The 12,213-nt window shown below is 66.0% G+C and carries 12 protein-coding genes and 1 tRNA gene; 6 read left to right on the top strand and 7 right to left on the bottom strand.

The window, feature by feature from the left end; translation table 11 throughout:
- Positions 1 to 17: 17 nt before the first annotated feature.
- The 4 genes from ASG29_RS12150 to ASG29_RS12140 all read right to left on the bottom strand — a co-directional run bounded on the left by ASG29_RS12150 (position 18) and on the right by ASG29_RS12140 (position 4,775).
- Positions 18 to 2,906 carry a carboxypeptidase regulatory-like domain-containing protein gene (locus ASG29_RS12150; RefSeq protein WP_235532893.1) on the bottom strand — a complete coding sequence of 963 codons (2,889 nt, stop codon included), beginning with the start codon at positions 2,904 to 2,906 and terminating at the stop codon, positions 18 to 20.
- 361 nt (positions 2,907 to 3,267) lie between these two features.
- A complete protein-coding gene (locus ASG29_RS12145; protein WP_055984221.1) occupies positions 3,268 to 3,591 on the bottom strand; it encodes a PilZ domain-containing protein in 324 nt (107 codons plus the stop codon).
- A 57-nt stretch (positions 3,592 to 3,648) separates the two neighbouring features.
- Positions 3,649 to 3,807, bottom strand: a complete 159-nt coding sequence (locus ASG29_RS16770; RefSeq protein WP_156457997.1) for a hypothetical protein — start codon at positions 3,805 to 3,807, stop codon at positions 3,649 to 3,651.
- A complete protein-coding gene (locus ASG29_RS12140) occupies positions 3,804 to 4,775 on the bottom strand; it encodes a threonine/serine dehydratase (protein WP_200932452.1) in 972 nt (323 codons plus the stop codon). The genes ASG29_RS16770 and ASG29_RS12140 overlap by 4 nt, the downstream gene beginning before the upstream one ends.
- Positions 4,776 to 4,914: 139 nt before the next feature.
- On the opposite strand from ASG29_RS12140, the gene ASG29_RS12135 reads away from it, so the two are divergent.
- The 4 genes from ASG29_RS12135 to ASG29_RS12120 all read left to right on the top strand — a co-directional run bounded on the left by ASG29_RS12135 (position 4,915) and on the right by ASG29_RS12120 (position 8,131).
- Positions 4,915 to 6,156 carry a type III PLP-dependent enzyme gene (locus ASG29_RS12135; protein ID WP_082515961.1) on the top strand — a complete coding sequence of 414 codons (1,242 nt, stop codon included), beginning with the start codon at positions 4,915 to 4,917 and terminating at the stop codon, positions 6,154 to 6,156.
- 102 nt (positions 6,157 to 6,258) lie between these two features.
- On the top strand, positions 6,259 to 7,338 hold the full coding sequence (locus ASG29_RS12130) for a 1,9-bis(guanidino)-5-aza-nonane synthase (RefSeq protein ID WP_055984212.1): 1,080 nt from the start codon (positions 6,259 to 6,261) through the stop codon (positions 7,336 to 7,338).
- Between the two features lie 183 nt (positions 7,339 to 7,521).
- The gene (locus ASG29_RS12125; protein ID WP_055984210.1) at positions 7,522 to 7,953 is read left to right on the top strand and encodes an MAPEG family protein; all 432 of its coding nucleotides are present in this window, start codon (positions 7,522 to 7,524) and stop codon (positions 7,951 to 7,953) included.
- Positions 7,946 to 8,131, top strand: coding sequence for a hypothetical protein (locus ASG29_RS12120; RefSeq protein ID WP_055984207.1), 186 nt, complete (start codon positions 7,946 to 7,948; stop codon positions 8,129 to 8,131). Before ASG29_RS12125 ends, ASG29_RS12120 begins: the two co-directional genes overlap by 8 nt.
- A gap of 388 nt (positions 8,132 to 8,519) precedes the next feature.
- Here the strand turns inward: ASG29_RS12120 and ASG29_RS12115 are convergent, their stop codons facing one another.
- The gene (locus ASG29_RS12115; protein ID WP_055984204.1) at positions 8,520 to 9,311 is read right to left on the bottom strand and encodes a metallophosphoesterase family protein; all 792 of its coding nucleotides are present in this window, start codon (positions 9,309 to 9,311) and stop codon (positions 8,520 to 8,522) included.
- A gap of 96 nt (positions 9,312 to 9,407) precedes the next feature.
- Here ASG29_RS12115 and ASG29_RS12110 point away from each other — a divergent pair, with 96 nt between their 5' ends.
- Entirely contained in the window at positions 9,408 to 10,277 is an 870-nt protein-coding gene (locus tag ASG29_RS12110; protein WP_055984201.1) for an alpha/beta fold hydrolase, read from the top strand.
- A 60-nt stretch (positions 10,278 to 10,337) separates the two neighbouring features.
- Positions 10,338 to 10,411: transfer RNA gene (locus ASG29_RS12105), tRNA-Gly, on the top strand.
- Between the two features lie 33 nt (positions 10,412 to 10,444).
- Here ASG29_RS12105 and ASG29_RS12100 read toward each other — a convergent pair.
- Both ASG29_RS12100 and ASG29_RS12090 read right to left on the bottom strand, forming a co-directional pair.
- Entirely contained in the window at positions 10,445 to 11,698 is a 1,254-nt protein-coding gene (locus tag ASG29_RS12100) for a hypothetical protein (RefSeq protein ID WP_156457996.1), read from the bottom strand.
- Between the two features lie 151 nt (positions 11,699 to 11,849).
- Positions 11,850 to 12,213: hypothetical protein (locus tag ASG29_RS12090; RefSeq protein WP_162242973.1), on the bottom strand; the 364-nt coding region annotated here is incomplete at its 5' end.

Genomic DNA, 12,213 nt, shown 5'->3' with positions numbered 1-12,213 from the left:
CTACCCTTGCCGATGAATCAGAATCCGACGCGGAACTGAATGCGAGCGGACCGCGGCTGCTGATAGACCAGCGGTGCGCGATAGTTGGGGTTGACGCTCCCGCTGTCGAGATCGCCGAACTCATCGAAATCGAGCGCGGATTTGGAGTTGAAGACGTTGAAGACATCGAGACGGATGCTCGCGTCGAAGTCTGCCGGCACCTTGACCTGGACGGTCAGATTCAGCTCCTTGCGCCAGTCGCTCTCGAACGACCGACCGCGCTGTGTCGCGACGCCCTGACAGAAATTGCCTGCCGCGCCGTACTGGGCCGCGAACGGATCGACCGCATCCGGGACGACGCCCAGGCAACCGAACTTCTTCGGGCTTTGGACGAACGCGTTGGCGCCCAGCGTGAGGAACTCGCCGAACTGATAGCTGCCGTACAGCTTGAACGAATGGCGGCGGTGCCCCGGCAGGAAGCCGTCCGATCCCAGCGTCAGGCCGGGCTGATCGAAGTCCTGCGTGGCGCCGGTATCCGCCTGTCCGACGTCGGACTTGGCGCCGCCCTCGTAATTCCCCTTCAGGCTCGACCATGTGTACGACCCCGACAGGCTCCACACGCCGTCGAATTCACGATCGAACGTCGCCGTCACCGCATGATAGTCGCGTTGCGCGCGCGGGTATCCCAGCTGTTCCGCCGTGAAATTCACCACCGGCGTCGTGCCGTCGGGCAGACCGAGCAACTGGATCGCGGCGGGACGGCCCGGATTGACCAGCACATACTGGTCGAAACCGGTATAGATCTCGCCGCAATCGGCCGCGGAGAAGCCCTGGCTCGTGCAATAGGCCAATGCCGCCTGATCGATCGCGACGTCCTCCAGGACTTCGCCCAGTTTGCGATACTGATAATTCAGTCCGACGCGAATGCGCGACCCGATCCGCCGTTCGAACCCGATGATATATTCGTCGAGCGACTGCGGCTTCAGCCCTTGGGCGATGAACGCAGTGGGATCGGTGACCTCGCCGTTTGCGGTGATCGTGCAATTGGCCACGCCCGTGTCCGGGCAGGCGCGCTGATTGGCGACCGTCAGGATCGGTGCACCGACGATCGGCGTGCCGTTTGCGTTCACCCCGTTCAGGATGTTGAAGCGGGTGTAGTCCAGCTCTCGTCCCGCGCCGCGGATGTTGGTGTTTGCCGCGATCGGCACGAAATAGCGACCGAACGAGCCGTAGATCTTGTTCCGACCATCACCCAGCGGGTCGACCGTGAAGCCAAGCCGCGGTCCCCACTGGTCACCGGATTCGTAGAAGGCCCGGCCGTCCGCACCCTTGTTCGTGAACTTGTCGTTCCGGATACCCAGCTGCAACGTCACGCGATCGCTCAGCAGGGACCAGCTGTCCTGAAGGTAGAATGCCTGGTTGGTCGTGCCGAACGTGCCGCCGTTCTCGAAGAAGCGCGATGTCACGTATTGCGTGCCGATGGGCAGGCCGGTCCGGTCGATAGCCGTGGTGACGGTAAAATAGTTCAGATAACCGCTGCCCAGCGTCGTGGACAGCTGCGTCGCGGTCAGATTCTCCCGGTCGTAGCCGCCGCGCAGATGGTGCGACCCCAGAAGCTGGAAATACAGGTCGACATCGCCGCGATAGAATTCACGCTTGTCGTCGTTGGTCTGCACCGACGTGTTGGGATTGCCGATTTCCGACGGCGTGCCGCTCCGCTGATCGGTGATGCGCGAGTTGATGAGGTCGAGCGGCAGCGTGCCGCCGCGGTTTTTGTTGACGCCATAGGCCGCCGAGACGGTGATCCACGGGGCGAACGTGCCCGTGTACCGGCCGACGTAATTCTCGCCGCCCGACCGGATCGTCGATCCGCCGGTGAAGGCGCCGCGGGCGTTGGTGTCGGAGTTGTAGACCGTGGTATAAGTCTGCGTCTCCTGGGTCGTGTTGAAGTACGTTCCCTCCAGTCGATGCCCTTCGAACAGGATCGCATCGATCTTGCCACCGTAGAAGGGGCTGGTCGTACGCTGTTGCGTCATGCGGTTGTTGGCGGGGTTAACTGCGCCGACGGTGCCGTTACGGCTCGTCACGTCACGGAAATTGTAAAGTCCGTAGAAGAACAGGCGATCCTTGATGATCGGGCCGCTGAGCTGGAGGACGGTATCCGTGCGATTGGTATAATCGCCGTCGTTGTCCGCCAGATAAGTGTTCGGCGCATCGGAAAGCAGGTCGTCGGGCTCCCAGTTGAACAAGACGCTGCCGTGGAATTCGTTCGAACCGCGCTTGGTCGTCGCGTTGACGACGCCGCCGGTCGAACGGCCGAACTCGGCCTGGAAACCGCCGGTCTTCACATCGACGGTTTCGTAGAAGTCGAACGGTACCGTCACCGGAGCGAAGCCCTGGCGGAATTCCGTGATGTTCAGGCCATTCACGTAATAGGCGTTTTCGGTGAACGACGATCCGCTGATGCCGGTCTGGTTGGCGAAGGCCGCATTCTGTCCGGAGCTGCCCTGCGTCGTACCGGGCGCGAGCAGGATGACGTCGCGCAAGGAGCGGGCGACGGGGACACGGGTCTGCAATTCGCCCAGCGGGATAACGACGCCGGTCGTGGTCTGGTCGAAGTCCGCGGTCTGCACACGGCGGCCCGTGACGACCAGTTCGCCATCCGACGCGGCGGTGTCGCTTCCCGCAGCCGCCACCGGCGCAAGCTGGAAGCTGTTGCTGGACTGGACCTGCGAGATCAGAACGGAGGCATCGGTGAACGGCGCAAAGCCTTCCGCACTGACCGTGAAGGTGTAGGTGCCGGGCGGAATCTGCGGAATGCGATAGGCGCCGTCGCTTTGGACCACGGCCTGACGTGTGAAGCCCTGATCGTTGGAGCGAACGACGACGGTGGCGCCGGGAAGCGGTTTGCCGGCCGTATCGGTCACCCGGCCTGCGGCGGTGACGTTCGTATAGTCCTGCGCTGATGCGGGCGTCGTGATGCAGATTGCTGCCGGCGCGACCGACAGGAGAGCGAGGGCGCGAAGGACGTGGCCTCCGCGAAACGTAGTCGATCGAGCCAAGGCCATGTGCGCGTCCCATCCTGCTGCCGACGCGCGCCGCATTCATTGCGGCGCGTCGCGGGAATGGCAGGGATGCTAACCCATCGAAATATCTCGGCAATAATGGTTAATCGAAACCGTCATATTCCGGAAACGGTGTGGCAGATTTACGACAGTGTTGATGTCGTATCTTTCCGGGGGCGTAACGATCTGCCCCCCGAACGCCGCATGACCGTAGCTCCCCTGGTCACGCGTGTCGCGTCGCCAGGTCGGCGAGAGCGGCGGGGTCCAGCGCGTGGCGGAACTGGCATCCGGCGATGAAGTCGTTGACCCAGATCACGTCGGCGGCGATCGCCCCGACACCGGGCATGTTCAGCCAGATCGCACTGCCGCGGCGAAGCGCGGAATAGGTCTGCAAGCGGCAGCCGTGCTGCGACACGTCCAATACCTTGCACAACGCCCGCGTCATCGCGCCCGGCCCGACGTCGGCCGCCGCATCGATGACGACCGCCGCCCGCGCGGTGCGGCGGCGGGAATCGTCGACGGCGGGTTCGAATTCGGCAGCGAACATGAACGCGACGCTACCCCGCCATGGTTAAGAAGCCGATAGCGCCGGCGCGCGGACGCGTCAGGCGTACCAGATCAGCAAATTGCCGATCAGCACCGCGGCCATCACGATCATCAGCACGCCGCGCGTGCGGTCGCGCCGCTTCGCGATCAGGTGGATCCCCCCGCCCGCCAGCGCGAAGGCGGCGAGGACGGCGACGGCCGGGAACAGCGCGTTCATGCCCGATCCTCCCCGATCGCGCGGGCATAGGCCGCCATGTCGACGTTCCCGCCCGACAGGACGACCAGCAATCCGGCCTCCGCCGCCACCCGTCCCGCCAATACCGCCGCGAGCGCCACCGCCCCGCCCGGCTCGACCACCAGCCGCAGGTGCGCCGCGGCCCAGCGCTGCGCGGCGCGGATCTCCCCCTCGCCCACCGCCACGCCCGTGGCATCGCGGCGCGACAGGACGTCGAAGGTCAGCGGCGACACCCGCATCGTCTGCAACGCATCGCACGCGGTCGGCGGCGGGTTCGGCCCCACCGGTTCGATCCAGCTCGCCTCCAGGCTGCGGCGCATGTCGTCCCACCCTTCCGGCTCCACCACGGTCACCCGCGCGTCGGGCAGCGCCAGCGCCATCCCCGCGGCCAGCCCGCCGCCGCCGCACGGGACGACGACGTGCGCGGGGCGCCCAAGTCCCTTCGCCGCCATCTGCGTCGCCGCCTCGACGCCCGCGCTCCCCTGCCCCTCGATCACCCACGGGTCGTCGAAACTGGGGACGAGCGTGGCGCCCCGCGCCTCCGCCAGCCGCCCGGCGATCGCCTCGCGCGATTGCGTCGCGCGGTCGTAGTCCACGATCTCCGCCCCGAGCGCGAGCGTCCCTTCCCGCTTCGCGCGCGGCGCATCGGCGGGCATCACGATCGTCGCCGGGATGCCGAGGCGATTCGCGGCCCAGGCGATCCCCTGCGCATGGTTGCCGGACGAGAAGGCGACCACGCCCCGGCGGCGCGCCTGCTCGTCCAGCGCGGTCAGCCGGTGCCACGCGCCGCGGATCTTGAACGCGCCCATCGGCTGCAACGACTCGGCCTTGAACGTGACCGCCATCCCGTTGATGTCATGGACGAAAATCGGCGTCGGCGGCAGGATCGCGGCGATCTTCGCCGCCGCGTCGCGCACCCCGGCCCGGGTCGGGTGTCGCACAATCGTCACAATCGCACCTTTCGTCGCAGCAGCCACTTTACATCGCGAAACCGCGACCCTACTTCGCGCTTCCGCTGCCCCATGGGACTTCCAACCGCAAGGCAGCTTTCGTGGTCGTCTGCCGCAAGGCAATTGGAGGTCCCTTGATTTGCACCAGCATCCTCGCGCGCTGGGGCTAGCTGCCCCGTCGAAGACTTCCGACCGAGTGTCGGGAGCGATCGAAATCGCCCAGCGTCAGCCGGTCCAGCCGGTCACGCTCGTTCGTCCGCACGCCGCAGGCCGTGCCGCCCGATTCTTCGTCGAGAAGTTTCCGGGTCGCGCGATGTATGCGGTGAAGGCGAACCCGAGTCCGGAGCTGATCCGGATTCTGTGGGACAACGGCATCACGCATTACGACGTGGCCTCCATCGCGGAGGTCCGCCTCGTCGCGCGCACGTTGCCCGACGCGACCCTGTGCTTCATGCACCCGGTCAAGGCCGAGGAAGCGATCGCGGAGGCGTATTTCACGCACGGCGTCCGCACCTTCAGCCTCGACAGCATGGAGGAGCTGGAGAAGATTCAGCGCGCGACCCGCCACGCCAGCGACCTGACGTTGTGCGTCCGCCTGCGCGTGTCGTCGGAATATTCGAAGCTCAGCCTGGCATCGAAGTTCGGCGTCTCCCCGCAGGAGGCGAAGGAATTGCTGTTCGCGGCGCGACAAGCCGCGGATGCGCTCGGCATCTGCTTCCACGTCGGCTCGCAGGCGATGACCCCGGACGCCTATGCCGAGGCGATGGAGCGCGTGCGCGCCGCCATCGTGGAGGCCGCGGTGACGGTGGACGTGATCGACGTTGGCGGCGGCTTCCCGTCCGCCTATCCGGGCATGACCCCGCCGCCGCTGGAGCGCTATTTCGAGACGATCCATCGCGCGTTCGAAAGCCTGCCGATCAGCTATTCGGCCGAATTGTGGGCGGAGCCGGGCCGCGCGCTGTGCGCGGAATATTCCAGCTTGGTGGTACGGGTCGAGAAGCGTCGCGGCAGCGAGCTGTACATCAACGACGGTGCCTATGGCGCGCTGTTCGATGCCGCGCACGTCGGCTGGCGCTTCCCGGTCGCGTTGCTGCGCGAACCGGAATCGACCGTCCGCGATCACGGCTTCAGCTTCTACGGCCCGACCTGCGACGATATCGACCACATGGCCGGTCCGTTCGAGTTGCCCGCGGACATCCGCACCGGCGACTATATCGAGATCGGGATGCTCGGCGCCTATGGCTGCGCGATGCGGACCGCGTTCAACGGCTTCGGCTCGGACGAGACCGTCGTCGCCGCCGACGAGCCGATGGTCTCGCTCTATACCGTCGTGGAGCGCGCCGACGATGTCGGGGTCGCCTCGAACGTCGTGAAGCTGTAACGCTCGCACATCACATCACGTCACCCCGGCGGACGCTGGGGTCTCAAGCCGCATGAGACCCCAGCGTCCGCTGGGGTGACGGCTATTTGCTTGAGGATTCTCATGACCGACACCCTGACCAAGACCGCCGCGGCGAACGCGCCGATCAACGACACGCGCAAGGCGGAACTGCTGTCCAAGCAGGTGAAGCATATCGACATCACGTCGTTCGACGCGCGCCCGATCGTCGACGCGATGGCGGACATGAGCTTCACCAGCCGCGACCTGGGCCGTGCGACGAAGATCTACAACGACATGCTGGCCGACAGGGACTGCACCGTCGTCCTCGTCATCGCGGGCTCGACCAGCGCGGGCGGATGCATGGACCTGTATGCCGAACTGGTCCGCAACAACATGGTCGACGTCATCGTCGCCACCGGCGCGACGATCGTCGACATGGACTTCTTCGAAGGGCTGGGTCACAAGCATTATCAGGCGCTGGAGATCCCCGACGACGACACGTTGCGCTCGCTGTACATCGACCGCATCTACGACACGTATATCGACGAGGAAGCGCTCCAGAACGTCGACCACACCATTTTCGAGATCGCGGAATCGCTGGAGCCCAAGGCGTACAGCAGCCGCGCCTTCATCCGCGAGATGGGCAAGTATCTGGTTGAACATGGCAAGAAGGACAACAGCCTCGTCAAGCTGGCTTACGAGCATGACGTGCCGATCTTCTGCCCCGCGTTCGTGGACAGCTCCGCGGGCTTCGGCCTCGTCAAGCATCAGGTCGACCGCGCGAAGGCGGGCAAGCCGTACCTGCTGCTCGACGCCATCGCCGATTTTCGGGAGCTGACGCAGATCAAGATCGAGGCGGGGGTCACCGGCCTGCTGATGATCGGCGGCGGCGTGCCGAAGAACTTCATCCAGGACACCGTCGTGTGCGCCGAAATCCTCGGCCACGACGATGTCGAGGTGCATAAGTACGCCGTGCAGATCACCGTCGCCGACGTGCGCGACGGCGCCTGTTCCTCCTCGACGCTTCAGGAGGCGGCGAGCTGGGGCAAGGTCAACACCGGCATCGAGCAGATGGTGTTCGCCGAAGCGGGCAGCGTCATGCCGCTGCTGGCGTCCGACGCCTATCACCGCGGCCACTGGAAGGACCGCGCCAAGCGCGGCTGGGCGAAACTGTTCGCGTAAGCCGCACGCGGGTAGCGAAGCTACTTGCGAGACGGCGCACGCCGGCCGGCGCGGGCAAACTGCCCGCGTTCGACCCCCGCCGCCGCGGGGGCAGGCTCACGGGATTTACTCCCGTGACGTCCGGCCCGTTGCCAACCCCGACCAAATCCGGCACGCCCGGCAGGTAATCGGGGAACGCCGTTCATGGATCACGACATTCTGAAACCTGTCGTCGTGCTGGTCGCATGGACGCTGGTGATGTGCGTGTGGATGCTGGCACGGCGGATGCCCGCGCTGAAGGCGGCGGGTGTGGACCTGCGCACCCTGACCGGCTCCAAGACCGGCGACGCCGACCGCGCGCTGCCCGCGACGGTCAACTGGCCCGCGCACAACTACAATCACCTGATGGAACAGCCGACGATCTTCTACGCCATCGCCATCGTACTGGCGATGACCGGCACGGGAAACGGCTTCAACACGTGGCTGGCCTGGGGCTATGTCGGCCTGCGGATCGCGCATTCGATCGTCCAGGCGACCGTGAACCGCGTCGGCATCCGCTTTCCGCTGTTCGCGCTGTCCACCCTCTGCCTCGCGGCGATGACGCTTCATGCGGGGATGGCGGTGTTCCATGGCTAAGGGCGAAGGCTTCGAACGCCACCGACAGCCGTGGAAGACGGACGAGATCCAGAAGCTGCACCTGCTGGCGAAGAAGGGCATGGCGCTGAAGGCGATCGCGAAGGCGCTGACCCGCAGCGAGGAATCGGTGAAGGACCGCGCCAAGGCCGACGGACTGGAGATCGCGAAGCTGCGATAGGCGCCCGGGCTTCGGCACCGGCCATACGGTGTGTGTCCCCGCGAAGGCGGGGACCCAGTCTGGGCTCCCGCCTTCGCGGGAGCACAATGGTGCTTGATGCTGCCTGCTGCGCCAGCGCCCCTGTCCTACAGCCGCCGCGCCGGCTATACCGACAACCCCAAGCTCTTTCTCACGAAACGCCTCGCCCCATCGGACCGATCGCCATATCGTCCGGGCGAACAGCCCGCGTCACCCCGGATGTGTTCCGGGGTCCACCGGGCCGCAGGTTCGATGGCCCGCGAGCACGCGAACGCGTGCCCGTGGGACCAGACCGCCCCCGGCGCCGTTACGCGCGATCGCCTCAACATTCGCAACATTCGCGACTCACCACCCGAACGAAAACAGTGGCTTAGCCGATCGGGACGCCCTCCCCGCTCCGCGTCGTCTCGCTGATCGCGCGGCTCGGTTCGTCGGACAGCGTCCGGACCAGCGTCTCGAACCGGTCGCCCATCACGCGGATCTCGTTGAACGACGGCGGCGTCGCGCGCGTGCGCCGCGACAGCGTCCCGGCCCCGATCAGCCGCACCGTCCATTGCCCGCGCTCCACCGGCACGTCGAACGGATCGTGGACATGCCCCGACAGCACCGCATGCGCCCCCGCCCCCGCCAGCGCCGCCAGCGCGATATCCCCCCGCCGCGTCTTCGCCGTGCCCTTCGTCCCGCCTTCGATCAGCGGATGGTGCCCCGCGACGAAGATGAGGTTCCCCTTCGGCGCGGCCTCGATCAGCGCGAGGGCGCGGCGCAGCGATCCCGTGCTGACCCGCCCCTTCGACCAGTTCCAGCGCCACTGCGCCCGCGCCGTCGTCTTCAGCGGAATGACCGTGATCCCGTCCACCTCCAGCGGCTTCTCGATCATCTTCTCCACCGCGGCGTAGCGCGAATAGGGCGAGAAGAAGCGCCGGATCGGGTCCCAGTAATACGGCAGGTCGTGGTTCCCCACCTCCAGCGTCACCGGCACGCCCAGGTCGCGCAGCCAGGCGCCCCCCGCCTCGAACTCCTTCGTCGTCGCCCGCATCGTCAGGTCGCCGGTCATGATGACCGCATCGGGCTTCTCGCGCGCGACACAGGCGGAGAACCAGGCGACGGCATCCGGGTCCTCGGCCCCGAAATGGACATCGCTGACATGGAATAGCTTGGTCATTCAGCCTCGTATCAGATGGAACCGCGATAACGCACCGGCGCGCGTCGGGTCCCGCGCCGGTTGACGCGAGCCCGCTTTCATGGCGATGCGGGCGTCATGACACTGACGGCTCCCAGCTCCAACAGCTTCATCTCGCAACGCCTGCGCCTGCATTATGCCGACTGGGGCAACCGCGATGCGCCGCCGCTGGTGCTGGTCCACGGCGGGCGCGACCACGGACGCAGCTGGGACTGGGTGGCGGAACGGCTGCGCCACGATTGGCACGTCGTCGCGCCCGACCTGCGCGGCCATGGCGACAGCCAATGGGCGCCCGACGGCAATTACGACACCGCGGCCTTCGTCTACGACCTGGCGCAACTGGTACGACAGCTCGATCGCGGCCCGGTGACGATCGTGTCGCATTCGCTGGGCGGCAACGTGTCGCTGCGCTTCGCCGGCCTCTATCCCGACCTGGTCCGCCGCATCGTCGCGATCGAGGGGCTTGGCCCCTCGCCGAAGGTCCTCGCCGACCGCGCGCAGACGCCCTTCGCCGACCGCTGGCGCACGTGGATCGCGGACAAGCACGCCGCCGCCGCCCGCCTGCCCAGACGCTACGCCACCTTCGCCGACGCGCTGTCGCGGATGAAGGCGGAGAACACGTATCTGACGGACGAACAGGCCCACCACCTGACCGTGCACGGCATGAGCCGGAACGAGGACGGCACGTGGAGCTGGAAGTTCGACAATCACCTGAACGTCTGGCCCTTCCACGACATGCCGCAGGAGGAGCTGGAGAAACTGTGGCAGGCGATCGATTGCCCGACGCTGCTGCTCTACGGCGCCGACAGCTGGGCATCGAACCCCGAAAAGGACGGCCGCATCAAACATTTCCGCCACGCCCGCGTGGTGGAATTCGAGAATGCCGGCCACTGGCTCCACCACGACCAGTTCGACCGCTTCATGGCGGAGCTGGACACCTTCCTGTAGCCGGTTGACCGCCCCGCCCACCCTGTGGCAAGCGCGCAGGCGTTCGGAACGGGTTTCCGGGCGGGTGTAGCTCAATGGCAGAGCAGAAGCTTCCCAAGCTTACGACGAGGGTTCGATTCCCTTCACCCGCTCCATGATTTTCTCACGTATTTCGAATGACTTAGCGACTAAGCCGCGACGGTCAGCCTCCCAGCCGCTGCGGTAAATTCGCGGTAAAATGCTCCGGGAGCGAGCGATTCGACCTCTTCGATGATGGATTCGGTTGCTGCGAGGGCCAGTCCCAAGTTGGCCGTGTCCCGGATAGCGTAGATGTCTGAGATGTCGGCGCGGACGTGTCCGAGCATCATCTTGCCCTGCTGCCACTGTGCCTCGCCGATCCGTCCGCGCGCGATCGTGGCCATGCTACGACGAATGAGCTTCTCGCCCGCCTCTCCATGCTCGGGCAGCCCGATCGTGGTCGCCGTGCGGTCCCACGCTGCGCGGATCGACGCCACCGGCAGCCAGACATCGCCCATGTCATCCAGGTGCGGAGCGAACTGCCGTGCGACTGGCACCTTGGGTCGATGCTTCCGGGTCTGTCGCCGGTTGGGCGGGTTGAGGTCGAGGACGCCCGACGCCGAGTGCCACTGCCGCTTGCGGAGGTCGTAGAGCGCATCGGGACGCGCCCATGTGGCGACGGCCGCGCGGAGGTAGCGCAACAGGTTCGCGCGCTCCTCTACGCGTCGAGCGACGAGGTTGGCGTTGATCTCGTCGGGGTTCCGCCAGTGCCGAACCGACTTGTCGTCGGGCCGGAGGCAGTAGTTGAACATGGCAGCGATCGTCGGCACGTCGGCTCGGTACTGCGGCGAGGCTGAGACCTCTTTCTGCTGGATGACGGTGAACCCGGCCTTCTGTCCAGGCATGGCGTTGATCGCCGCCGCAAGCTGCATCAAGGCTCCCTCAATCGAGGATAAGGATCGGTTCCGCTCCACTACACCTCGCGATCCGCTCGTGATCTTCTCCGCTCCAAACCACTTGCGAAAGGCGTCGGCAAACTTCTGGTCCGCCTGGGCGGCGGTCATCGCCGGGTTCTTCGTGTTGATGTAGCGCACGACGTGACCGAGCCGGGTCCTGGCAGACTTCTCGCCAGCCTTGCCCGTCGACAGCAGGAGGTAGTCGGCAATGAGCGACAAGAGCAGCGGACTGCCGGACGCTTCCCATGCCCGACCACAGGTCGGGCAATGGTGCGCGCCCTCGGACTCGAGGAACTTGCGGTCGACGGCTAGTCGTCCCTGTTCAGGATCGCGCGTAGCCGCGCTTGCGCTTCGCTCACGCTGTCGCTCGTGGTCATACCAGACGATCTCGAGGTTGCGCCCTGGCCGTTCGTAGAGGGCGAATTGGCCGCGCTGGTAGATCGGCTTCGGGCGTTTCGTTGCTGGCATTGGGTCCTCTGGTATTCTGCGACGGCCTGGCGGAACACGTCATAGGCTCCGGTCGATACGAACAGGTCAAGGTCATCCGCCGAAAGCTGGATGCCCTTGCCTGCCTCGATCTTCCGAGAGAAGCGACGGTCGAGGTCGGGGAGCGACGCCATCACGACGCCTCCCATCCCAGGATCGCCGGTCCCTGCACGTCGTAGGCGTCACGATCGTTCGGGGTCCAATCGCCAGCCTTAATCCGCTCGCGGATGATAGCCGCGACATCCTCTTCCATCTCCGCGAAGAAGAGGCGCAGTCCTTCACGCCAGCTCGCCGCGCGTCCGGGCACGATGAGGTTGTCGCGGGCGAGTTTGCCCCCCTCGAACATGTGCCGCGCATACTGGCCGGTCATGAAGCGGTGGGTGCGTTCCCACTCAGTTTCGGTGCGCGGAGCCACCCGGATGCCCTCCGGCTGCCACTCCCCCTGCGAGAACACTGCGATCAGGTGGCGCGACCACTTCGTCGCGCCCCACGCCTCC

Origin of the sequence: Sphingomonas sp. Leaf412 (assembly GCF_001425405.1) — a bacterium.
Taxonomy (GTDB): domain Bacteria; phylum Pseudomonadota; class Alphaproteobacteria; order Sphingomonadales; family Sphingomonadaceae; genus Sphingomonas.
This window is presented reverse-complemented; position numbering and strand designations above follow the sequence as displayed.

Excerpts from the sequence above, each read along its gene's own strand:
- ASG29_RS12145 (WP_055984221.1), bottom strand. The coding sequence starts at position 3,591 with ATGTTCGCTGCCGAATTCGAACCCGCCGTCGACGATTCCCGCCGCCGC.
- ASG29_RS16770 (WP_156457997.1), bottom strand. The coding sequence starts at position 3,807 with ATGAACGCGCTGTTCCCGGCCGTCGCCGTCCTCGCCGCCTTCGCGCTG.
- ASG29_RS12130 (WP_055984212.1), top strand. The coding sequence starts at position 6,259 with ATGACCGACACCCTGACCAAGACCGCCGCGGCGAACGCGCCGATCAAC.
- ASG29_RS12125 (WP_055984210.1), top strand. The coding sequence starts at position 7,522 with ATGGATCACGACATTCTGAAACCTGTCGTCGTGCTGGTCGCATGGACG.
- ASG29_RS12120 (WP_055984207.1), top strand. The coding sequence starts at position 7,946 with ATGGCTAAGGGCGAAGGCTTCGAACGCCACCGACAGCCGTGGAAGACG.
- ASG29_RS12115 (WP_055984204.1), bottom strand. The coding sequence starts at position 9,311 with ATGACCAAGCTATTCCATGTCAGCGATGTCCATTTCGGGGCCGAGGAC.
- ASG29_RS12110 (WP_055984201.1), top strand. The coding sequence starts at position 9,408 with ATGACACTGACGGCTCCCAGCTCCAACAGCTTCATCTCGCAACGCCTG.
- ASG29_RS12100 (WP_156457996.1), bottom strand. The coding sequence starts at position 11,698 with ATGCCAGCAACGAAACGCCCGAAGCCGATCTACCAGCGCGGCCAATTC.